Source organism: Lachnospiraceae bacterium, assembly GCA_025758065.1.
GTDB lineage: Bacteria > Bacillota > Clostridia > Lachnospirales > Lachnospiraceae > Enterocloster.
Window position 1 is genome coordinate 182,938 of sequence record CP107199.1, and the last position, 22,447, is coordinate 205,384.

20 protein-coding genes are annotated in these 22,447 nt (G+C 43.8%); 3 read left to right on the forward strand and 17 right to left on the reverse strand.

Annotated features, from left to right (window positions below; genetic code table 11):
* Positions 1 to 503 precede the first annotated feature (503 nt).
* The 9 genes from OGM16_00860 to OGM16_00900 form a co-directional block, all read right to left on the reverse strand.
* Positions 504 to 1,451, reverse strand: a complete 948-nt coding sequence (locus OGM16_00860; protein ID UYJ46866.1) for an NTP transferase domain-containing protein — start codon at positions 1,449 to 1,451, stop codon at positions 504 to 506.
* A gap of 60 nt (positions 1,452 to 1,511) precedes the next feature.
* Entirely contained in the window at positions 1,512 to 2,672 is a 1,161-nt protein-coding gene (locus OGM16_00865; protein UYJ46867.1) for an ATP-binding cassette domain-containing protein, read from the reverse strand.
* A 27-nt stretch (positions 2,673 to 2,699) separates the two neighbouring features.
* On the reverse strand, positions 2,700 to 3,368 hold the full coding sequence (gene modB, locus OGM16_00870) for a molybdate ABC transporter permease subunit (GenBank protein ID UYJ46868.1): 669 nt from the start codon (positions 3,366 to 3,368) through the stop codon (positions 2,700 to 2,702).
* Between the two features lie 212 nt (positions 3,369 to 3,580).
* On the reverse strand, positions 3,581 to 4,459 hold the full coding sequence (modA, locus tag OGM16_00875) for a molybdate ABC transporter substrate-binding protein (GenBank protein UYJ46869.1): 879 nt from the start codon (positions 4,457 to 4,459) through the stop codon (positions 3,581 to 3,583).
* A 173-nt stretch (positions 4,460 to 4,632) separates the two neighbouring features.
* Complete coding sequence (locus OGM16_00880; GenBank protein UYJ46870.1) at positions 4,633 to 5,598, reverse strand: molybdopterin-binding protein; 966 nt, start codon at positions 5,596 to 5,598, stop codon at positions 4,633 to 4,635.
* Positions 5,599 to 5,604: 6 nt separating this feature from the next.
* Positions 5,605 to 6,672 carry a GTP 3',8-cyclase MoaA gene (gene moaA / locus OGM16_00885; protein UYJ46871.1) on the reverse strand — a complete coding sequence of 356 codons (1,068 nt, stop codon included), beginning with the start codon at positions 6,670 to 6,672 and terminating at the stop codon, positions 5,605 to 5,607.
* Positions 6,672 to 7,160 carry a cyclic pyranopterin monophosphate synthase MoaC gene (moaC, locus tag OGM16_00890; protein ID UYJ46872.1) on the reverse strand — a complete coding sequence of 163 codons (489 nt, stop codon included), beginning with the start codon at positions 7,158 to 7,160 and terminating at the stop codon, positions 6,672 to 6,674. The genes moaA and moaC overlap by 1 nt, the downstream gene beginning before the upstream one ends.
* Before the next feature lie 5 nt (positions 7,161 to 7,165).
* Positions 7,166 to 8,224 (reverse strand): molybdopterin-binding protein, encoded by a 1,059-nt coding sequence (locus OGM16_00895; GenBank protein ID UYJ46873.1) that lies wholly within the window; start codon positions 8,222 to 8,224, stop codon positions 7,166 to 7,168.
* A 238-nt stretch (positions 8,225 to 8,462) separates the two neighbouring features.
* Entirely contained in the window at positions 8,463 to 8,762 is a 300-nt protein-coding gene (locus OGM16_00900; GenBank protein ID UYJ46874.1) for a YerC/YecD family TrpR-related protein, read from the reverse strand.
* A gap of 246 nt (positions 8,763 to 9,008) precedes the next feature.
* Between OGM16_00900 and fumC the strand changes: the two genes are divergently transcribed.
* The 3 genes from fumC to bsh all read left to right on the forward strand — a co-directional run bounded on the left by fumC (position 9,009) and on the right by bsh (position 12,862).
* A complete protein-coding gene (gene fumC, locus OGM16_00905; protein UYJ46875.1) occupies positions 9,009 to 10,373 on the forward strand; it encodes a class II fumarate hydratase in 1,365 nt (454 codons plus the stop codon).
* Positions 10,374 to 10,547: 174 nt separating this feature from the next.
* Positions 10,548 to 11,717: an NADP-dependent malic enzyme gene (locus OGM16_00910; protein ID UYJ46876.1), complete on the forward strand. Its 1,170-nt coding sequence runs from the start codon at positions 10,548 to 10,550 to the stop codon at positions 11,715 to 11,717.
* A 164-nt stretch (positions 11,718 to 11,881) separates the two neighbouring features.
* A complete protein-coding gene (gene bsh / locus OGM16_00915; protein ID UYJ46877.1) occupies positions 11,882 to 12,862 on the forward strand; it encodes a choloylglycine hydrolase in 981 nt (326 codons plus the stop codon).
* Between the two features lie 537 nt (positions 12,863 to 13,399).
* On the opposite strand, the gene OGM16_00920 is transcribed toward bsh, so the two are convergent.
* From OGM16_00920 to OGM16_00955, 8 genes are all read right to left on the reverse strand, one after another.
* On the reverse strand, positions 13,400 to 14,209 hold the full coding sequence (locus OGM16_00920; protein UYJ46878.1) for a Cof-type HAD-IIB family hydrolase: 810 nt from the start codon (positions 14,207 to 14,209) through the stop codon (positions 13,400 to 13,402).
* A gap of 132 nt (positions 14,210 to 14,341) precedes the next feature.
* Positions 14,342 to 15,406: an NrtA/SsuA/CpmA family ABC transporter substrate-binding protein gene (locus OGM16_00925; protein ID UYJ46879.1), complete on the reverse strand. Its 1,065-nt coding sequence runs from the start codon at positions 15,404 to 15,406 to the stop codon at positions 14,342 to 14,344.
* A 100-nt stretch (positions 15,407 to 15,506) separates the two neighbouring features.
* A complete protein-coding gene (locus OGM16_00930) occupies positions 15,507 to 16,181 on the reverse strand; it encodes an ABC transporter ATP-binding protein (GenBank protein UYJ46880.1) in 675 nt (224 codons plus the stop codon).
* 55 nt (positions 16,182 to 16,236) lie between these two features.
* Positions 16,237 to 17,031 (reverse strand): ABC transporter permease, encoded by a 795-nt coding sequence (locus tag OGM16_00935; GenBank protein ID UYJ46881.1) that lies wholly within the window; start codon positions 17,029 to 17,031, stop codon positions 16,237 to 16,239.
* A 275-nt stretch (positions 17,032 to 17,306) separates the two neighbouring features.
* The gene (locus OGM16_00940; protein UYJ46882.1) at positions 17,307 to 18,455 is read right to left on the reverse strand and encodes an ABC transporter permease; all 1,149 of its coding nucleotides are present in this window, start codon (positions 18,453 to 18,455) and stop codon (positions 17,307 to 17,309) included.
* On the reverse strand, positions 18,452 to 19,660 hold the full coding sequence (locus tag OGM16_00945) for an ABC transporter permease (protein ID UYJ46883.1): 1,209 nt from the start codon (positions 19,658 to 19,660) through the stop codon (positions 18,452 to 18,454). Before OGM16_00945 ends, OGM16_00940 begins: the two co-directional genes overlap by 4 nt.
* A gap of 64 nt (positions 19,661 to 19,724) precedes the next feature.
* On the reverse strand, positions 19,725 to 21,353 hold the full coding sequence (locus OGM16_00950) for a zinc ribbon domain-containing protein (protein UYJ46884.1): 1,629 nt from the start codon (positions 21,351 to 21,353) through the stop codon (positions 19,725 to 19,727).
* 153 nt (positions 21,354 to 21,506) lie between these two features.
* Complete coding sequence (locus OGM16_00955) at positions 21,507 to 22,175, reverse strand: ABC transporter ATP-binding protein (protein UYJ46885.1); 669 nt, start codon at positions 22,173 to 22,175, stop codon at positions 21,507 to 21,509.
* Between the last annotated feature and the right edge of the window lie 272 nt (positions 22,176 to 22,447).

Here is a 22,447-nt window from a genome sequence, read left to right on the forward strand (position 1 = left end):
AAACCGGCCAATCATTTCCAGGACACTTTTGTCCCAGGTCATGATCAGACCGGCTTTTTTCACAGATATGATCCTCTATCCCACAGAGCCACATCTGATACACTGCTTGCATAAAGCTCCAAACTGCGCTTGTTCATTCTTAAATACATTATAACAGTTTTTTTAATTTATGCAATTCTTATTTTAATGATGTGAGTGTCAAAAGTAAATTTTGCCACTCACTGGTGTAACCGGATTGCTCCATTGCTATGCAATTCCCGCAATCCTCGAACACCTCAAACTCCCATAAAATGGCGTGTTCACACCATTTTATTTCGTTTTCGGTGTTCGGCGTGTCAATAAGTATAAATTGCTTATTTGTGCGAGCACAAACGCAATTTATACTTTTGACACTTACATCATTTTAATAAGCGGATTACAATGTTTTCAGAATTACAGGAGTGCAAAGCACGCAATAATCCGATATCAGAGACGTTAGCGTTGCATGGACCGCAGTATTTTACCTAACATCCAAAATAAAGTTCAAACAGCCGTTCTCCCTCTTTTTTCAGTTCTTCTTCCATTTTTACATACCGCTTTAAAAATTCTTCTCCCTTAGGTGTCAATTTGGAAAAGCCTCCATCACTGCCTCCGGATTGGGAAAATAAAAGCGGAAAACCTAACTGCTTTTCTGCTTCTCTTAGGGTCTTCCAGCCCTTCGTATAGGACATGTGCATCTGCTTACAGGCTGTCTGCATAGAACCTGTATGGGAAGTCAGCTGTAAAAAGTGGGCAGTCTGGGCATTAAAAAATACATCATTCCGCTCCAGGCCAAGCTGAATCCTTGGGTGGATCTGGATCTGCTGTTTTTTTATAAAATCAGCACAGCTGTCACCTTCTGTTTCAATAGCCCGGATGATCCCCTGGTCTTCAACAGGAATATCCTCTTCTTTAAAGCTTTCTGCTGCCTGGCGCAGGGCCCCCCGAAGTCCATTTTCTCCCTGAAAAGAAACAATGGTACGCAGCACCCCAGATGATACCAGAACAGGATGACCTCTGTACCCATCAAAAACAGGCCGTACGATATCTGCATCTGACTTCATCATCTGCTGTACCGTTTCTTTAAGAAAAACAGGAAATTTTGCCGGCAGGACAAACACACGGTCACAAAGATCTTCAATATAATTCAGTCCCATACAGATACTGGAAAACATCTGTACTTTATCATACTGTTCATTTCGCAGACAGATCACCTGGAGATTGGAAATATGTTTCTCTATCTCATCTGCTTTATCACCGGTTATCACCACAATGGGAGAAACTCCCCCTCTTTTTAAGGTAATAATGATCCGGCGGATCACCGTGCTGTCTCCCACCGGAAGCAGGGGATTAAAAGGTGTATTCCTGCTTTTATGACCAGCTGCCACGATGACAGCTCCTGTGCGAAGTTCTTTGTTGTTTTCTAAATCCATGTTTTCCTTTTCCTTTCCGTGATCCTTTACCTGCCCTTAAAGCTTGCGGCTGCGATCTTACTATAATTCCCCCTTTAAAAGCAGGATCGAAGCTGGATCTGCCCGGAGATATTCCGGTACTACTCCTGTTGCATTATGAGTATAGATAGTCTTTTCCTTTTTCCACCAAAGACCATTGCTAAGAGTAATATACCACTCAAAAGGCATTTCGGAAATAGTCGGTTTTACAACAAGGATAAGATTTTCCTCTCCAGCCTCTTTTTTTGCCTTTGCTTCTTCTCCTGTTAAAGGTTCAAAATCATGAGCCCGGATACCTATTGCTGTAATATCATCCCCAACCGGACGGTCCGTAACAAATTCCAGGTTATCCCAGTCAAGGGCACGGACACGGTATTCACCGGTCCGCTCAATTTTTGAAATATTCTTACATCCGGTCAGTCTTGCTGCCTTGCAGGTAACAGGATCCTGGAATATCTTTCTGGACTCCCCCGCAATAAGCACATGTCCTCTGTCTAACAGCATAATATTTTTGCAAAGCTGGAATACCTCATCCCTGTCGTGGGTTACCATAACAGAAACACCATCATAGTCAGCTAATACTTTAGAAAGTTCCAAACGGAGACCTTCACGCAGATATGTATCCATAGCAGAAAAGGGCTCATCAAGGAGCAGTACTTCCGGCTCATATGCCAAAATACGTGCCAGTGCAACTCTCTGCTGCTGACCGCCGGAAAGCTGTCCCGGATAGCGTTTTTCAAGACCGGCCAAGCGGAAGCGCTCTATCATTTCCCCTACTTTTGCCTTGATTGCTGCCGGTGACTGTGCAGAAGGCTTTCTGCCTCCAATGGCCTGTTTTGCTGCCAGTCCTTTTAAACCGGCCGCAATATTTTCCGCAACAGACATATTTGGGAAAAGGGCATAATTCTGGAACAGATAGCCTACACGGCGCATCTGCGGTTTTTCATTGATCTTTAAAGCAGAGTCATAAAGGACTCTTCCCCCTGCCGCTTCCCCTTTTGCGTACTGTATGGCGATCCGTCCGCTGTCCGGGGTAATGATACCTGCAATTGATTTAAGAGTCATGCTCTTTCCGCAGCCGGAAGGTCCTAAAATTCCCAGACAGCCTTTCCCTGCATCAAATGAGACATCCAGGTCAAATTCTTTTAATTTTTTCTTTATTTCAACTCCAAGCCGGAGAGAATGTTCGGTTTGAACAGCCATTATTTTTACCTCAATTCTAAGAAAACATTAAAACTTCCGTGAACGGACCAGTGCGCCCCAGTTCATAAGTACAACAGAAATAAATGCAATGACAACAATAATAGCTACGTAAGAATAAGCTGCATCCATATTTCCTGCAGCTACTTCTGAATAAACAGCCATCGGCAGTGTTCTGGTCTTTCCTGCAATGTTTCCTGCGATCATGGCAGTAGCTCCAAACTCACCTAAGCCTCTGGCAAAAGCCAGGACGCCGCCACTTAAGATACCTGGTGTGGCATTTGCAAAAAGTACCTTCCAGAATATAGCCCATTCACTCATTCCCAGCGTTCTGGCTGCAGCCACCAGATTCCAGTCTACCTGTTCAAAAGCGCCTCTGGCAGAGCGGTACATCAACGGAAATGACATAGTAACAGCTGCCAGTACAGTTGCGGTCCATGAAAAAGCGATCTTAACGCTGAAATATTCAATAAAAAACTGTCCAATAGGACGTTTTACACCAAAAAGATATAACAGAAAAAAGCCTGCTACTGTAGGCGGCAGGACTAACGGCAATGTGAGAATGCCATCACAAATGACTTTTAATGTTTCATTTTTCAGGCTTACTACTGCCCAGGCAGCAAACAGCCCAATAAAAAATGTGATAAAAATAGACAGACTGGCTGTCTTCATGGAAATCAAAATTGGGGACCAGTCCATTTAGAACCTCTTTTCTTATGAGATTTATATGGCAAGTAAGTCTGACACTTTCTTGACCCGATCATGTGCTTTCGTAATCTTTTTGTACTATGAAAGTGTTGCCAATCGTCTATACAAACTGAATGCCTGCATGCAGGGCGTATAGACATTTGGCAACTGGCTTTCATTTATAGTGATAACACCGTCAGGTGACATGTCCGTTTAATCACTGACTACTGCGCACTGGAAAATCCGTAATCTTCAAATACTGTTATTGCCTTATCAGTCTGTAAGAAAGCAACAAATTCCTTTGCTACTTCCTCATGGGCAGTACCCTTAACAACGGCTACCGGGTAAATGACCTTCTTTGAAAGGCTTCCTTCTGGAGCTTCTGCTACAACTTCTACTTTATCAGCCATACTTGCTGCATCCGTTGCGTATACGATACCAGCGTCAGCACTTGCTGCTGCTACCTGGTTTAATACCTCGGTTACGTTGGTTCCGAAGCTTACCTTATCCTGGATCTTATCCCAGATACCTAAGTTTGTTAAAGCTTCCTGTGCATACTGTCCAGCTGGTACACTTGCAGGATCGCCTAATGCAATGCTGTCTGCTTTTTCAATATCTTCAAACTTCTCAAGCTTCTTCTCATTTCCAGCTGGAACAATAAGAACGATCTTGTTCTCCAACAGATCCGTAATGGTATCAGAAGCGATCATGCCTTCCTCATCCAGGGCCTTCATCTGCTTGGTAGCTGCTGACATAAATACATCTGCATCCAGACCTTCCTCGATCTGTGTCTGTAATTTGCCTGAGCTGTCATAGGTTCCCTTTACAGTTACGCCTGGGTTTGCTTCCTCAAACATTGGGATCAGCTTATCTTCGTAAGCATTCTTTAAGCTTGCTGCTGCCGCAACTAAGATTTCTGTTTCTTCACCGGAAGCTGCTGCTGTTGTTTCTTTAGCAGTTGTTTCCTCTGCTGCGGTTGTGGTCTCTGCTGCAGTTGTTGCTGCTTCTGTAGCTGCTGTAGTCTCCTTTGCACTGCCGGAGCATCCAGCTAACATTCCTGCTGCCATCATGGCTGCCATTACAAGGCAAATCTGTTTCTTCATAATCTTATTTCTCCTTTTATAAAATAATGTATATTTATAGCAGTGTCGTTATACTCATCTGACTATAGCGTTTGTAAGGAGAATACCGCCTGCGCGGCATTCTTTTTCCCGCTGCAGGCGGTACAAAGATACTGTCTATATGCAATTTTTGTTATCTTTCAGCCATCTCCTGCTTAATCTCTTCTGGCGCACTCAGAAGCACTGCCCCGAAGGATCTTTAAGCCATGATCCAGACTGTCTAAGATAAATCCAAGGCTTTCTTTTACTGCCTTTGGACTTCCCGGCAGGTTTACGATCAGTGTTTTCTTCCGGATCACACTGACACCTCTGCTTAACATGGCTCTGTCTGTCACTGCCATGGATTTATAACGGATAGCTTCTGCAATTCCGGGAGCATTCCTGTCTGCCACTGCCATAGTTGCCTCCGGTGTCTGATCCCTTAAGGAAAATCCGGTCCCGCCGCTTGTAAGCACCAGGTCAAGCTGCCTGCCATCTGCCAGCCGCATCAGCTGTGTCTTTAACATAGCCGGTTCATCTGGAAGGATCATTGTCTCTACTACTTCATATCCCGCCTGTTCTAACAGTTCTTTCGCTGCAGGACCGCTTTCATCTACTCTTTCTCCTTTTGCGCCCTTATCACTTAAAGTGATAACTGCTGCCTGGAAAGGTCTGTTTTCATCTGGATAACAGGTAATGACCGTATCTCCCGGATGAATGGTTCCTTCCTGTAAGACTTCTGCAAACACACCTTCTCTCGGCATGATGCATTCGCCCATTCTTTTATAGATGGCACAATGGCTGTGACATTCTTTACCAATCTGGGTCATACGAAGTACCACATCTCCAATATAGATCATCATTCCTACCGGCAGAGAGCGGAAATCAATACCTTCTACCACCAGATTTTCACCAAAAGCCCCATCCTCTACCTGGGCACCGCGCTCATTAAACTCTTTTACCTTATCATAGGATAAAAGGCTTACCTGACGGTGCCATTTACCAGCATGGGCATCTCCTTCAATACCAAAATCTTTAAGAAAATGTCCTTCCGGTACAGAATGTTTTTCAACACCTTTTTTTTCACTGGTACAGACCGCTTTTACCACGCCTTCCGGGCCCTTTTTTCCAGTTATTTCCATTTTATCTTATCCTCCAATTGAAATCATATTATGAGCTTCCGTGATCTCACCCGGCTTTTCAAAGCAGTGGGCTGCAGGTTTTTCATAAATTGCCCTTGCAAGTGCTTCCCGCAGCTTCTCCTGAAGCTTTTCATCCCTTACATCTCTGCCCGCCTGCCAGATATAATGTGTATCTTCTTCTGGTCTTTCCTGTCCTTCTCTTAAAATACTTCTTAGGTCTGTTCCGTCATCATAACAGAGACAGGATTTTACATGTCCCTGGGATGTTAAACGGACTCTGTTGCAGGAAGAACAGAATTTCCCATGAATAGCGCTGATCAGGCCAATGCTTCCCTTAAATCCAGAAGCCTTATAATATACAGCCGGCCCAAAGCCATGGACTGTGCTATCTTCTGCCAGATCCGGATATGTCTTTTTCATATTTTCAAGAAGCCAGTTATGATCAATGGTCTTAAACTGCCTGCCATAGCCAATGGGCATCATTTCTATAAAACGCACATCCACAGGATAGCGCTTTGCAAGCTCTGCTACCTGCTGCCAGTTTTCCTGAGGTGAAAGCCCTGCAGTTTTTCCGCCTGTCTGCAGCTGTCTGAAATCAATGGAAACTGCATTGATCTTAACTGGGACTGGCAGATCTTCTGCTTTTTCAATGACTTTCATTACCTCAGACAGTTTGTCCCGGCCCGTTATCTTCTCATAAAGTACCGGGTCTACTGTATCCAGACTGATATTAACTGCATCCAGTCCTGCATCTAACAGCTGGTCCAGATACTGCGCTAACTGGACTCCGTTGGTAGTCAGCGTTACCTTTTCGATGCCAGGTATATTTTTAAGCATCTTTACCAGCTGGGGGCAGCTTTTTCTTGCCAATGGTTCCCCACCGGTTACTTTGATCTTTTTAATTCCCAGGGAAGCCGCTGCAATGGCAATGGCTTCAAATTCTTCCAAAGCTAAAACATCCCAGCGCGGCATACAGTCAATTCCATCCGGCATGCAATATTTACATCGCAGGTTACATCGGTCTGTAATGGAAAACCGCATGTAGTCGATCTCTCTTCCCATTCTGTCCTTCATCAGCATCCCTGCTTTCTCGGGTTGACAAACTCACCGCTTTTTCCGCCGGATTTATGCTCCAGGTAAATATTCCCCATTTCCATGGACTTATCCACTGCCTTACACATATCATAAATAGTAAGAAGGGCAATATTTACACCAGTCAGTGCTTCCATCTCTACACCGGTCTTTCCTGTGGTACGTGCTGTACAGACTGCTTCTATCTCATTTGTCTCTTCCTTTATGGTAAAATCCACAGTCAGCTTGGTAAGATTTAATAAGTGGCACAGCGGGATCAGTTCCGAAGTTTTTTTCGCACCCATGATACCGGCTACTCTGGCAACTCCTAACACATCTCCTTTTGCCATAGTCCCTTCTTCCACTTTTTTCAGACACTGGGGACTCATATAAATACTTCCCCTGGCAGTAGCTTCCCGCTTTGTCTCTGCTTTTTCGCTTACATCTACCATAAGGGCATTGCCATTTTCATCAAAATGTGTAAATTCCATTTATATTACACTCCTTTTCCAAAGCCGCAGTTAGGGAAGGTACAGACCGGACAATTCAGGCACAGACCGCCAAGTCCCAAAGCAGCCAGTTCTTCTGCTGTTACCTTATCATCTGCCATAACTCTTGGAAGGACCAGATCAAAAATGGTTCTCTTTGCATACATAACACAGCCCGGAAGTCCCATGATCGCTACCGTTCTTGGATCATCTCCTTCTGTTACCTGATAATAAGCTAACATGAACATAGCTCCCGGAAGGACCGGTGCGCCGTAAGATACAATATCTGCTCCTGTATTTTTAATAGCAAGAGGTGTTTTATCATCCGGATCCACGCTCATTCCTCCGGTACAGACTACAATATCGGCTCCTTTATGGATCATATCAAGGATAGACGTTGTTACCTTTGTATCATCATCGTTCCAGGTCACATGATCGATGATCTCTGTATCAAATTCTGCCAATTTTCCTTCAATAACAGGTGTAAAGGTATCTTTGATCCTTCCGTAGAAAACTTCATTTCCGGTGGTAACGATACCTACTTTTTTATGTTTAAATGGAAGTAGGTTTAAGATCGGCTTGTTTCCTGTTGCCGCCATAGCTGCTTCTTTTGCTTTTGTCATCTTTTCTTCTTCAATGACAAGTGGGATAATACGGGTTCCCGCTAATTTATCACCTTTTTTAACGACAAAATTTCCATGGCGGGTAGCGATCATCATCTGACCGAAGCCATTAACTGCCTTCAACCCCTTATTATCTACTTTTAACAGACCGTCACAGGCTGCTGTCAGCTCAATTTTTCCTTCTTTTGCCTGGGAGCGCTCCATGTGTTCCCCTTTGCACATGGCACAGAGGATCTCTGCACCATCATTTTCATGCAGCATCCCCTCTTCCTTTTCCCATACATAAAGCTGATCCTTTCCCACACTTAAAAGTACCGGGATATCTTCTTTTGTAACAACGTGGCCTTTACGGAAAACCGCATCCTTGGTCACGCCCTTGATGATCTGGGTAATATCATGGCAGAGAACTGCTCCCTCTGCATCTACTGTTTTGATCAATTTCATAATTATATTTTTATGCAACCTCCCGTTATTATTTTCCGTAAATAACGCATTATTAGAATAGCACCAACACAACTTTTTGTAAACCTTTTAACAAAACTTTCTGGTGATCTTTTTGATGATCTTGCAGCAATAACTTTCTGGTAATCTAAAAGGGACCTGCAGCATACACATATCTGCAAGTCCCTTTTGAATTACCTGTTTTTTGGTTTTTGCCGCACCTTTTCCGATGCATTTTTTCTTACTTTTCTTCTCCCCCAAGAAGCCGTTCAAATACCATATCATATCCGTCACTTCCATAATTGAGAGAACGGTTTACACGGCTGATGGTAGCTGTAGAAGCTCCTGTCTTTTCTGCGATCTCCAGATAAGTCTTTCCTTCCCTGAGCATCTTTGCTACTTCATATCGCTGTGAAAGCGACAACAGCTCATTGATGGTGCATACATCCTCAAAGAACTTATAGCACTCCTCCGGATCTTTCAGCGTGAGGATCGCGTCAAATAAATGATCTACGGCTTCTGTTTTGATCTTTTTATTCATTTTTCCTGCTCCTTATATACGTTACCGCCCCAGACGGTCGTTTTATACAATGATATAAATACTATTTACGTCTGTATAATTTTAACATATTAAAGTCTGAAAGTCCATATCTAAAGTATATATCTTTTCTTAAAATCCATATATTCCCACAGAAAAATCTGTGGTATACTAAGAAAGAACATCTTGATTCACTTTCACTATCATTCATTTTCACAATCAATAAAATATAAGGAGATAAGATTATTCATGGAATACCGTATTGAACATGACTCCATGGGCGAAGTCCAGGTTCCGGCTGACCGTTACTGGGGCGCACAGACCCAGAGAAGCTTCCAGAACTTCCCTATTGGAACAGAAAAGATCCCCATGGAAGTGATCCTCGCTTTTGCCATTTTAAAAAAGGCAGCAGCCATTGCAAACAATCGTCTTGGTAAACTGGATGAGAAGCGCCTTGCCCTCATTTCCCAGGCCTGCGACGAAATACTGGCAGGTAAACTGGATGATAACTTCCCTCTGTCCGTATGGCAGACCGGAAGCGGCACCCAGTCCAATATGAATGTAAACGAAGTGATCGCAGGACGTGGAAATGCCATTGCAGGCGAAAAGATCCTCCATCCAAATGATCATTCCAACATGTCCCAAAGCTCCAACGATACTTTTCCAACTGCCATGCACATTGCTGCAGTTATGGAGATCGAAGACAAACTGTTCCCTGCTATTGACCGCCTGACTGATACATTTACCAGACTGATGGCTGAAAATGAAGGAATCGTAAAAACAGGACGTACCCATCTTCAGGATGCTACCCCTATTTCCTTCTCCCAGGAGATCAGCGGCTGGCGGGAAATGCTCATTAAATCCAAGGCAATGCTTTCTTTAAGCTTAAAAGGTCTTTACGAGCTGGCTCTTGGCGGCACTGCTGTAGGTACCGGTTTAAATGCCCCCGAAGGCTTTGATACCGAGGTTGCAAAAGCAGTCGCAGAGCTGACTGGAAAAGATTTTGTTACAGCCCCCAATAAATTCCACTCTCTCACCAGTAAGGATGAGCTTGTCTTTGCTCACGGCGCCTTAAAGGGACTGGCTGCTGATATGATGAAGATGGCAAATGACATCCGCTGGCTGTCCAGCGGCCCACGGTGCGGCCTTGGTGAGATCTTCATTCCGGAAAATGAACCTGGCAGCTCTATTATGCCTGGAAAAGTTAATCCGACCCAGTGTGAATCTGTTACCATGGTAGCAGTCCAGGTCATTGCCAATGATACAGCTGTAGGCATGGCGGCTTCCCAGGGCAATTTTGAGTTAAACGTGTTCATGCCGGTATGCATTTACAATTTCCTGCAGTCTGTACGTCTGCTTACTGACTCATTAAATTCCTTTAATGACCGGTGCGTAAGCGGTATCCGTGCAAACCGGGAAAAGATGGACGAAAACCTCCATCGTTCCCTGATGCTCGTTACCTGCTTAAATCCATATATTGGATATGAAAATGCAGCTAAAACAGCTAAAAAGGCTTATAAAGAGAATATATCCCTGAAAGAAGCCTGCGTAGAGCTGGGCTTTCTCACCGCTGATAAATTTGATGAGATCTTCCATCCGGAACAGATGGTGTAAGTGATGCTTTCCCCCACGTTTTGGGAAAGCAATGAAATGATCAACATTGGTCCCGCCTGCCAAAGCAGATAGCAAAGCACATCAATGCGGGATCTGTATTTAGAAATATTGTTAATACACACCCCCTGGTGGGGTGATGTGAGTATAATTAATTATTATAAGGAGACACACACTATGGATATCAATCAGGCTTCCCTTCAGATGCATTATGACCTTCACGGAAAGATCGAGGTAATTTCCCGTAAAAAGATCGAGACCAGAGAAGATCTTTCCCTTGCTTACACACCAGGCGTTGCAGAACCATGCCGTGTGATCGCAAAAGATTACGAGCAGTCCTTTAAGCTGACCCGCCGTTCCAACCTGGTAGCTGTTATCACAGACGGAACCGCTGTTTTAGGTCTTGGCGATATTGGTCCTGCTGCCGGTATGCCGGTTATGGAAGGAAAATGCGCCCTGTTTAAAGAATTTGCTGACGTAGACGCATTCCCACTGTGCATCGACTCTAAAGACACCGATACTATCGTCCAGACCATTTACCTGATCTCCAAGAGCTTTGGCGGTATCAACTTAGAGGATATTGCAGCTCCAAGATGCTTTGAGATTGAGCGCCGCTTAAAGGAAATGTGCGACATTCCGGTATTCCATGATGACCAGCACGGAACTGCTATCGTTGTTGCAGCTGCTTTATTAAATGCGATCAAGGTAACAAAGAAAGAAATGGGTAAGTTAAGAATCGTAATCAATGGTGCCGGCGCTGCAGGTATCGCTATTGGCAAGCACCTGATCAACATGGGCTTTGGAAATGTGATCATGTGTGATATTAACGGCATCATCTGCGAAGGCGATGAAGGCTTAAATCCAGGTCAGGAGGAGATCTCCCATATCAGCAACTTAAATCATGAACACGGTAAACTAGCTGATGCATTAAAGGATGCTGACGCATTTATCGGAGTATCCCGTCCAAATCTGGTTACAAAGGAAATGGTTTCCACCATGAACAACGGTATCGTATTTGCCATGGCAAACCCAACTCCTGAGATCATGCCTGACGAGGCTTTAGCCGGCGGCGCTGCTGTTGTTGGTACCGGCCGTTCCGACTTCCCGAACCAGATCAACAATGTACTTGTATTCCCAGGTGTCTTTAAGGGCGCACTCTCTGTCCGTGCAAAAGAGATCACCGAATTAATGAAGCAGAGAGCTTCCTATGCAATTGCCAGCATGATCCCAGATGAGGAACTGACTCCTGAAAATATCATTGCTTCCCCGTTAAATAAAGGCGTTGCCGATGTAGTTGCAAAAGCTGTTGCTGATACTGCTATTGAGGAAGGCATCGCAAGAATCTAAAACAGAGTATATCTGATAAAGGACTGTGGCAGAATAATCGTGTGTTCTGCCACAGTTTTTTACTCTGTATAGCAACATTTTCCCAACTCATGCGGGCAAAACCACTGTGCATACCTGTATCCGCCGTTGGCGGATATGGTGCCAGACAGAAAGGAGCAACTACTATGTGTACAGCCGCAACCTACAAGACCAGAGACTTTTACATGGGGCGTACTCTGGATTATGAATTTTCCTATGGGGATGAGATCACGGTCACTCCCAGAAATTATGTATTTTCCCTGCGCCATAGCAAAAAACTTGAAAACCACTACGCTATCATAGGCATGGCTCATGTTTCAGGAGATTACCCTCTTTATTATGATGCCATGAATGAAAAGGGTCTTGGCATTGCAGGCCTGAATTTCGTTGGAAATGCAACATATAAACCTGTAAATCTGGAAACTTCCAAAAAACAGATCACGCAGTTTGAACTAATCCCATTTATACTGGGTACCTGTGCTTCTTTAAAAGAAGCGAAAGAAGCCCTGGAAAACATGGATCTGGTAGATACACCCTTCAGCCCCCAGCTTCCTGTAGGAAGTCTCCACTGGCTCATTGCCGATGAAACAGGCTCTATTACCGTCGAATCTGTAAAAGAAGGGCTGATGATCTATGACAATCCCATTGGCGTCCTCACCAACAATCCCCCTTTTCCACAGCAGATGTTCCAGTTAAACAACTATATGCACTTATCACCAAAACAGCCTGCAAATACATTTGCCAAAGGACTGTCTTTAAATGCCTACAGCCGTGGAATGGGCGCTTTAGGTCTTCCCGGAGACCTGTCCTCTTCCTCCCGTTTTGTCAGGGTTTCTTATGTAAAAATGAATTCCCGGTGCAGCGGGGACGAACTTTCAAGCGTCAGCCAGTTTTTCCATATTTTAGGTTCTGTGGATCAGCAGAGAGGCTGCTGCGAAGTAGCAGATGGGAAATATGAGATCACCCTTTATACTTCCTGCTGCAATGCTGCAAAGGGCATCTATTACTATACCACCTATGACAATCACCAGATCAGTGCTGTGGATATGCATAAGACTGACCTGGACGGACGGGAACTGGCCCGTTTCACACCAGTTACTACAGAACAGATCCATTTTATGATGTAAGTGTCAAAAGTATAAATTGCGTTTGTGCTCGCACAAATAAGCAATTTATACTTATTGACACGCCGAACACCTCAAACTCCCATAAAATGGTGTGAATACGCCATTTTATGGGAGTTTGAGGTGTTCGAGGATTGCGGGAATTGCGTAGCAATGGAGCAATCCGGTTACATCAGTGAGTGGCAAAATTTACTTTTGACACTCACATCATTTTGATACCAGGGTCAAAAGGTCATAAATCCGATGCAAGCTTGCTTGCAGGAGGATTTTTGAACTTGGGACCCGCCAAAAACATGAGTAAGAAGCCATTTTTTGAAGAAAAATGAGCGGATTACGAATGTTTTTAGAATTGCGAGAGTGCAAAGCACGTAGCAATTCGGTATCAGAGGGGTCAAAATGCCTTTTTACCCCAACATCATCATTTTATGAATTAACCTATAAAACCTGCTGGTCCTGCTCTTAGCAGCTGGCCACAGGTACAGATTCAAAAATGCCCCGGAACTTCCGAGGCGCTCAGACATTTTCTTATATATTTTTTTCCTAAGCCAGCATGAACTTCTCTACTACCAGACCTACACCATCCTCATTGTTGGAAGCAGTAATATAGTCAGCTGCTTTCCTTACAGGAAGAACTGCATTTTCCATGGCAACCCCAAGTCCGGCATACTGGATCATGGTCAGATCATTGTAACCGTCCCCACAGGCGATCATTTCTTCCTTTGTCATGCCTAAATGCTGCAGCAGGCGCTCTAAAGACTGTGCTTTATCAATTCCTTTTGGAAGAACCTCCAGAAAATAAGGTTCTGAACGGTATACCGCAAAGTTCTTTCCCATAGCTGCCTTTACCTTCGGCTCCACAGTCGCCAGATAATCCCCATCATCTAACAGAAGGAATTTTGCTACCGGAAAGTTTACATGTTCTTCCATATCATCTACCTGGCGCAGAGTCAGGTGATTGATCTTTGACTCCTTGTGAGCATAGATACAGGCATCATTGTTAGTAATGATCTCCTCACCCTCATAAGTCAGGAAATCCACTCCGTATTCCTTTGCCAAACCCATGATCTTTTTATTTGCTTCTACCGGAAGCAGGGAGGAAAAAATCACTTCTCCTGTTTTGCAGTTAGTGATCATACCGCCATTGTAAGATAAAATATAGCTTCCAAACCGGGCCAGTTCCAGTTCTTTTGCCAAAGGTTCTACTCCTGCTGTTGGACGGCCTGATGCCAGGACCACGATCTTGCCTGCTTCCTGTGCTTTCATAAGGGCTTCTTTGGTCCTTGGTGTGATGATCTTGTCTCTATTTGTCAGTGTTCCGTCCAGATCCAGGACGATGATCTTGTAATCCATATTTAACCTCGCTTTTTTGGTTTCTCATTACTGCTAAAAGCAGAAAAAAGGCTGCTATAAAATGGTACTTTCATTTTTATAACAGCCTTATTATATCCTATAACTCTTTCACCTACAATCAACAAATGATATTTATTTCACATCCAGGATCAATGATGCCACATCTACAGAATTTTCGATCATGCCGGTATCTTCCATAAACTTCTCTGTTTTTTCCATGGCCTCAATATCGCTGTCCTTGATCTCCATATTAAAATCATAAAGACCATACATTTCTTCTACTGCTGCTTCCTCTAAACCAGTTGCTTTTGCAGTATCTGCTACTGCTGCTGCGTGGTCTGCATCCATTTTATCTAATACCTGCTTCTGGGCAGTAAGGAAAGCTTTTACCAGTTCCGGATGTTCTTCGTAGAATTTTTCACTGGTTGCAGTAACGATGGTTGCCTCTGTAAGGCCTTCACCGTCTGTTACTACATAATAACCGTCTTTTTCCATATTGTAGGCAGTCGGTCCTGCAAGTAAAGCTGCATCTACACTTCCTCCAGCTAAAGCAGCCTGTGCATCCGGGATTCCCATTGCCATAAATTCAATATCATCCTCTGTCATTCCTTCATTGTTTAAATACGCAACTAACAGTTCATGTAAAATGGTTCCTTTGGGACCTGCTACTTTCTTTCCCTTCAGGTCTTTTGCCGTTTTAATACTGTCATCCTTTGCAAACAGCTTAAATGCCTTTGGAGAGCGGCTGTAAATACTCATGATCTTAATATCGGCATCATTGGAAGCAGATAAAATAACAGAAGTTGCGCCTACTGCATTTAAAAACTGGATGTCCCCGGAAGCTAATGCCTGGGTCTGCTCCGGTCCTGTAGTCAGATCTGAATACTGGATGTCATAGCCCATTGGACCAAATACACTGGCAAAGATCTCCTGATCCTGCTCTACGATACTTGGCACATTTAACGGGGATTTTACATAGGTCACAGATAAAGTGCCATTTTTCTCTGTTTCTGCTTTGGACTCTGCTGCGTTTGCTTGTGTACTTTCTGCTTGTGTACTTTCTGCCTCTGTATTTTCCTGTGTACTTGCCTCCGCGTTCTGTGGCTGTGCCTGGATTTCGGCATTTTTTGCTCCGCAGCCCCCTAAAATTCCCACTGCTGCCAGCACTGCTGCTGCATAAAGATTCCATTTTTTCATATTTCATTTCCTCCCATATTGTTTTTAAATTTTAATTTTTAAATATTTTGACCCCTCTGATGCCGAATTGCTATGTGCTTTACACTCCCACAATTCTATTTTACATTGCAGGCTTGTTTTCCAGTGTTTTAACGATCTCCCGTTTGATATTGATCATTTCTTCCGATAACAGGTCTCTGGGATATGGCATTTCTTTCCCAATATCAAACCACCTTCCCACTTTCCCATTTTCCATGATAAGGATCTCATCCCCTAAAAGCAGGGCCTCATCTACGCTGTGGGTGACAAACAATGCCCCCATCCTTTCCTCTACACAGATCCGTAAAAACTCCCTTTGCATGGTCTGTCTTGTAAAATGATCCAGGGCTGCAAATGGTTCATCCATTAACAGATAGGAGGCATCACAGGCCAGCGCCCGTCCTAAAGCTGCCCTCTGCATCATTCCGCCTGACAGCTGATCTGGATAGGCATTTCCAAATTTTTCCAAGCCCGTAAGCTTCAGGAGACCTTCTTCCCTTTCCTTTAACTGATTTTTAGAATATTTCTTTTTATCTGCTCCAAACAAAATATTCTGCTCCAGCGTCAGCCATGGCATCAGCCGTGGTTCCTGAAAGACCACTCCCAGCTTTTCCTGTTTTTCAAAAAGGATCTCTCCCCCGTCCAGGCTTTCAAGACCTGCCAGAATGCGAAGCAGCGTGGTTTTTCCGCAGCCGCTGCGGCCAAGTATCACTGTGATCTTTTCTGTATCCAGCTCTGTGGAAAACTGCCTTAACACAGGATGTCTGTTTTTTGATACTTCAAAGCTTTTCTCCAGCTGTTTTAATCTGATTTCAGCTATTTTCCACACCTCCCCTGACACATTTTTTGATGATCCACAAAAACACTTTATCACAAAGCAGACCTGTCAGGCCGATCACAAAAATCCCTACGATCACTTTATCTGAACGGGACATCTGCTGGGCATCCAGGATCAGGTATCCAAGGCCTTTTCCTGCTGCGATCATTTCTGCACCGATAATAGCCCGCCAGCTGTATCCAAGACCAATCCGCATTCCCACTAAGATATCCGGAAGCGCCCAGAAAAGCCTGATCTTAAAAAAACTGGCTGTTTTTGACAGACCACAGGTCTTTCCTACTTCCAAAAGCTTTTTATCGCAGGAAAGAAGGCCTTTACGGATGTTCATAAACATAGGAAAAAAGGACGCAAGCACAATAATGATGATCTTTGACGTTTCCCCAATACCAAACCAAAGGATCAAAAGAGCGATCAGGCTGATCGGCGGCACATTCCTCATAAATTCCACATAAGGACCATAATAAACTTCCAGATCTTTTTTCAGGGCCGCCAGCATTCCCAGACAGAAAGCACATAAAAAAGATATGGAAAAACCAGTAAGGACGCGGTTAAAACTTACTAAAATATGCTTAAACAGTGTTCCATTTCCCAACATGGTCAAAAAAGAACTCCATACTTTTCCTGGCCCCGGAAGCACATAAGCGCTCCATTTTCCTGACAGAAATGCCAGCTGCCAGAGGATCAGAAGGACCAGTGTCGGAATACAGGCCTTTATCAACGCTGTAAAAGCCTGAAAGCCTTTTTCCTGTTCCTGTCCGCATTTTTGCAAAAAAATACCCCCTTTCCATCTTTTACGACTGCATAACACGTTAAAAGGCGCGAAATACAGACACAAAAGCCAAAAGAGGGCATTGTATCTTTTCTATAAACATAAATCAAGATCCGGCCAGCTGTTCTGGGCTGCAAAACAGGCGGAACGTTCTTTCATAAGCTTGTCTATTTATTTTCAGCGTCTTTCACTCAGAAAGTGATTTACACAGTCTTTGTGTCAGTCACTTCCCATCATACGCTGAAAATGAAATGGCGTCAACTATTATAAAAATCTTAATGAAGAAAATAGTACGGCAAAAACAGCCGTCCTATCCACCCAATGGATGGCACAAAGCGGCCTATATCCACAAAAACAGGGGTAAAGATCAGGCTTCCCATGAGAAAGAAAGGGATCAGGCACAACAGGATGCTGCTGCTTCTTACCAGAAGCTTCAGTATCCAGGCGTAGACGCCTGCTGCTGTGGTGTAAAGGATAAGTTCTGCTATCTGAAAGATCCCAGATATTCCGCTTTTTAAAATCCCGGCAAAAAGCAGCGCCAGAATCCCTGATATGAAAGACAGCACCGGAAGTGCCAGAAACATGACTATCTGGCAGCTTTGCTTTTCTCCTGAATGTAATGTGGAAAAAAGACCCTTTTTCTCATCTTCTTTTAGAATGCAGGCGCTGTAAAGGGACATTATGAAAATGATCACTGCATTAATCCCTTTTACAGGAAAAATGTTGTTTGCAGATTTAGTCCGGACATGGTCCGCATCAATTTGAATATCTCCATAAACATATTCAAAATGGAAAATATTTCCATTTGCATACCATGTATCGTACAGATCTCCTGTTGCTTCATCCTGCATGTGATCCACCAGTATCTGGCGGTCATACAGTCTTGCCAGTGCTGCAAATATGCTTTCTGTAGAAAGGGAGCCTGTTACTGTAGATGGGGATGTATACAATGTTATTGTGTTTTTTATCTTTTTATTTCGCAGACGTTCTCCCAGATCTTCCGGTACCACATAGCCGCATTCTGCTTTTTCTGATGCCACATGAGCCTTCAGCTGTTCTTCGCTGTCACAGAGATAAAACCAGAATAAGCTTTCGGACTCTGCAGATGCACCGTTGGTATTATCAGCTTCTTTTATAGAACTGTTTAACAGATCCTTTACCAGCTGTATTCCCATATTTTCCCAGTTTTGTTCTGGATCATATTCTCCTGATCCGTTTTTTTGCTCCCCATTTTCCGAAAGATCCACATTTTCCCCGGCTGTCTCCTGAAGATACAACGCGATCTTTATTCCCTCATTTTCTGGGTGAACATACTTTCCGGCTATCCATGCTGTCACCGGCAGAAGAAGCAGTGCAAGCAGGATCCCCGGCTTTTTCAAATACCGCTTACAGGAAAGAAAAAACCATACAAATACCATTTTCAATCTTCCTGCACCTCCTTAAACCAGCTGACCAGAAAACCGGCTGTAAAAAGTACCATCAGACGGAGTATTTCATTTTTTCCCATGCTTTCTGTTACCATAGACCGGAAAGCATCCATCAATACTGCTGTTGGCATACAGGAAGATACTCTTTGTACTGCCTGGGGCAAAAATACCTTAGGCAAAAAGCCGCCTGCTGCAAAATGGCTGACAGTCGTCACCAAAAACAGGAGCAGAACTCCCCCAGGCAGACTGCCGGATAGCCGGAAAAGTCCATTACAGAAAGCTGCTGCCGACAGATCGGTCAATACTGACAAAGCTATGATCTTTGCAAATTCTAAAGACAACAGATGCTTCACCGGGATCTGGTCCATAACAACAGCTGCGCTTACACCAGGAAGGGTAATGCAAAAAAGCAGAAAACTTAATCCCAGGATCCGTCCCGCAGTCCTGATCCTCGGCCCCATTCCTGCTCCGTCAAGGCTTTCTCTCATACCCTTATTCCATGGAAGAAGGAAACCAGCCACAGACAATACGGAAAAAAGCAAGACCAGCACACTGGCACTGATCCCGTAAAAACAGGTTGTGCTTATGTTTCCGGCCCCGTTTATTTTCACCTTCTTAAAATAATCCATTCTTGGAAGGCTGGCTTCCAGGTACAAACGGTTTAATTCATCTTCCAGTGCCGGTATTTCTTCCTGTCTGCCTTTTTTGATCAGATATTCATCCCCGCTGTAAATGCCCGCCTGGGCTGCTCCCAGGGTTTTTGCTCCCCCCTGGGTCAGTTCTTTAAAAATACGGCTTTCCATCTGGGACTGGTCCGCCAGTACCACTGTTACCGGTGTATTGGTGCCACTCATAATATCCTGCACAAAGCCTTCCGGCATAAAAAGGGCAGCATACACACTGCCCTTTTTTAGTCCATTTTCCGCTTCTTCCCTGCTCATATTTGTAAAATCACAAAGACTTTTTACACTTTCAAGTGACTGAAGCATTCCCATGGCCCGACGGGACAGCGGATCCTGTTCCGGAAGGACCACTGCTACTTTAATGCGTCCGGAAATCTTATTTCCATACAGCATATTTTTTCCTAAAAGAGCTCCGCCACTTAAAAGAAGCACAAGAGCTGCTGTTCCCAGCGCCAGAAAAGGAAGGCGTTTTACAGCTCTTTTTAATTCCATTTTCAAATATGACCAGAAAGCTTTCATCCTTTTACATCCTCTTTTCCTGTGTCATAACTGTAATATCCGCTGTCATCAGCATTCCAGTTCTTTACTGGCTGATCTGTGCTGCAAGGCCAAATACGCCAAATGCCATTTCCATGGCAACTGCATTCCACTCTTCTTCACTGGCTGCAAATATATCAAAAGTCTCTCCCTCTAACGGCTCTATATCTCCCTCTAATGGACGTAAATAACCTTCGCCGGAGAATACAGCACTGTACTGGCCATTTAAGGAAGTAAATTCTGCACTGTTAATGGTTCCATGAAGAGATTTTCCTTTTTCCAGCTCATCCACTGTACTATCCACGTTCATGGTAAATAAATTGTCTTCTCCGTCACTGATAGTAATGCGGTTATTTTCTTTTCCCGTTTCACTTTCATAGGTGCTGGAAATTTCGCCGTTCAGATCGATAATACCTTCTTCAAATACAGAAAAGGTCAGGGAATCTTCTAAATTCTTTCCATCGTAAGTTCCCACACGGTCAGCCCGGATGGTCACATTGTCCTCATTTGCAGTAAGGCCGATGGTAGTCACAAAATTCTGCAGTCTGTAAGCGCCGCCTTTTACTTCTGCGTGGAAGTCGATCTTCACCTGTTTTACACCTTCATCCCCTGCAAAGCTTTCTGTATTCACAAAGGTCACTGCATCCATGGCTGCTAAACGGCCGCTTTTATCTACATATACAGTCATCTGCACATCTGTAAGTGCTTTATCCACATACTGGATCATGGTTTCCACATTTTCCTTTGTTTCTTCATATGTCTGTTCCTGAAGCTCCTTTATAGACGGGATATCGCTTTCTATATCATTTCCAAGAAGCTGGCTCAATTTTACAGTTGTCTCCAGCTGTTTTAAAAAGGCACTTTTAAGTTCTTCATCCTGAAGGAAGAAATCCGCAGATGTACGTAAAAAGTCTACCATGGAATCTTTACTGATATTAACTGTATAGCCCTTGCAGGTCTCATTTTTCCCATCAACTGTATAAGTGCCCTTTTCTGCTTTTTCTACTGTCATGGCTGCTTTGAAATTATCCTGTGCTTCACAGCCTTCTTTATAGCGGTCCCATAAGGCTTTTACATCAAAAGCGCCTGCTCCTTTATCTTCACTGCTGTTTTGTTCTGCCTGGGCTATGAGCTCTTTTATGTAATCATCCAGTGCAGCAACGTCTATGCCGCGCTCCTCTAACATAGGGCCAAAGAACGGTGAATCTGTAAGCTGCTGGCCCAGATCCTTATTCAGATCCGCTGTAAACACATAACTGGATATCTCCGGCATGGACACCATAACCTTTTTATCCCCATAATAGCCATTTACATTTGCAAGATCCATCCCATTGTAAATAGCTGCCAGATTAATGCTGGAATGCAGATTTTCAATATCTGTTTTTCCTGCGATCCGCAGTCCGCTTCCTGCATATGCATTAATGGTTTCATCAGAACAGCTGTCTAATTTCAGTGTCAGGCCATATTCCCCATTTTTACTGGTATTTTCCAAAAGCTCTTTTACCCCAAACAATTCTTCCTGCGGGTTGGTCTGCCCTTCTGCATAAACAGACTTAAAAGCGTCAATGACCACATCTTTTGGATCTTTAGCTGTGGATTTTACATAAAATACGCCTCCTACAGCTACCGCTACCACTGCTGCTCCTGCTAATATGATCTTTTGTGTTTTTTTCATACGCTTACTTTCTCCTCACATTGTTTTCAATATTCTCCCGGAATCTTTTGTACCTGATGTACTCCCAGAGTCTTTCCTGTACTTGTCTTTGCGGTCTATTTTCCGCCAGTTACACCCAAATTTCAGAGGCGGACGCACTGCGGACATTTTACTCTACTGCTGATTGCGAAAGGTTTTTATCAGTTCCTCTGCCGTCAGGCCTAAAGGTACTTCTTTTAAATTACTTTGGCTTAATACATATAATTTGCTGCACACTGCCAGTTCTTCCATCTCATGAGATGTTAATAGTACGGCTCCGCCTTCTCTTACATAATCTTTTAAATACCGGCGGATCATCTCCTTACATTCCAGATCCAGCGCAGCTCCCGGTTCATCCATGATCAGGTATCTGCTTCCTAAAGCCAGGGAACAGGCAATACTCAGCCTTTTTTTCATACCTCCTGATAACTGCCCTGCTGTCTTTTTTAACATCTGTGAAATGCCTAAAATGGCAGCCGGACCATCTGCCAGGTCTTTTTCCATCTTTTTCCTGTCTCCCTTATACCATAAAAGGAGATTATCCCTTACAGACAGTTCTTCCACCAGTGGATTTTCCTGGGGTACATAGGCAACAGGATGATCCTTAAAAAATGGCTTTCCGTCTACAAGGATGCTTCCTTTTTTCCCTTTTCTTGCTCCTGCAAGAATGGACAATAACGTAGTCTTTCCACAGCCATTTGCCCCAACGATCCCCACACATTCTCCTGGTGAAAGGTCAATATCCACATTTTCCAGTATCTTCTGTCTGCCGTAAGACATGCAGATCCCTCTGGCACAAAGCATCGGTCTGTTCTCCCTTTCGTTTTTCCCCGCATTGTAACGGGAGTGTAGTTTTAAGTGTATCATAGTTCTATAGGAAAAGATATAAATTTTTTCTTACTATACAGGTGTATACTATGCAGACGCATGGCAAAATAAAAAAACAAGCAGTGCAAAGCATTTTTCACTGCCTTGCACCGCTTGTTTTTATTTTGGACTTTCCAGACAAATTCAGTTTTCACGCACTCCTCTGGCTGCTAGTACATCGTTTTCAAAATAACTATACCACTCACTTG

Excerpts from the sequence above, each read along its gene's own strand:
- OGM16_00860 (UYJ46866.1), bottom strand. The coding sequence starts at position 1,451 with ATGGATTTAGAAAACAACAAAGAACTTCGCACAGGAGCTGTCATCGTG.
- OGM16_00865 (UYJ46867.1), bottom strand. The coding sequence starts at position 2,672 with ATGGCTGTTCAAACCGAACATTCTCTCCGGCTTGGAGTTGAAATAAAG.
- modB (UYJ46868.1), bottom strand. The coding sequence starts at position 3,368 with ATGGACTGGTCCCCAATTTTGATTTCCATGAAGACAGCCAGTCTGTCT.
- modA (UYJ46869.1), bottom strand. The coding sequence starts at position 4,459 with ATGAAGAAACAGATTTGCCTTGTAATGGCAGCCATGATGGCAGCAGGA.
- OGM16_00880 (UYJ46870.1), bottom strand. The coding sequence starts at position 5,598 with ATGGAAATAACTGGAAAAAAGGGCCCGGAAGGCGTGGTAAAAGCGGTC.
- moaA (UYJ46871.1), bottom strand. The coding sequence starts at position 6,672 with ATGAAGGACAGAATGGGAAGAGAGATCGACTACATGCGGTTTTCCATT.
- moaC (UYJ46872.1), bottom strand. The coding sequence starts at position 7,160 with ATGGAATTTACACATTTTGATGAAAATGGCAATGCCCTTATGGTAGAT.
- OGM16_00895 (UYJ46873.1), bottom strand. The coding sequence starts at position 8,224 with ATGAAATTGATCAAAACAGTAGATGCAGAGGGAGCAGTTCTCTGCCAT.
- OGM16_00900 (UYJ46874.1), bottom strand. The coding sequence starts at position 8,762 with ATGAATAAAAAGATCAAAACAGAAGCCGTAGATCATTTATTTGACGCG.
- fumC (UYJ46875.1), top strand. The coding sequence starts at position 9,009 with ATGGAATACCGTATTGAACATGACTCCATGGGCGAAGTCCAGGTTCCG.
- OGM16_00910 (UYJ46876.1), top strand. The coding sequence starts at position 10,548 with ATGGATATCAATCAGGCTTCCCTTCAGATGCATTATGACCTTCACGGA.
- bsh (UYJ46877.1), top strand. The coding sequence starts at position 11,882 with ATGTGTACAGCCGCAACCTACAAGACCAGAGACTTTTACATGGGGCGT.
- OGM16_00920 (UYJ46878.1), bottom strand. The coding sequence starts at position 14,209 with ATGGATTACAAGATCATCGTCCTGGATCTGGACGGAACACTGACAAAT.
- OGM16_00925 (UYJ46879.1), bottom strand. The coding sequence starts at position 15,406 with ATGAAAAAATGGAATCTTTATGCAGCAGCAGTGCTGGCAGCAGTGGGA.
- OGM16_00945 (UYJ46883.1), bottom strand. The coding sequence starts at position 19,660 with ATGAAAGCTTTCTGGTCATATTTGAAAATGGAATTAAAAAGAGCTGTA.
- OGM16_00950 (UYJ46884.1), bottom strand. The coding sequence starts at position 21,353 with ATGAAAAAAACACAAAAGATCATATTAGCAGGAGCAGCAGTGGTAGCG.
- OGM16_00955 (UYJ46885.1), bottom strand. The coding sequence starts at position 22,175 with ATGCTTTGTGCCAGAGGGATCTGCATGTCTTACGGCAGACAGAAGATA.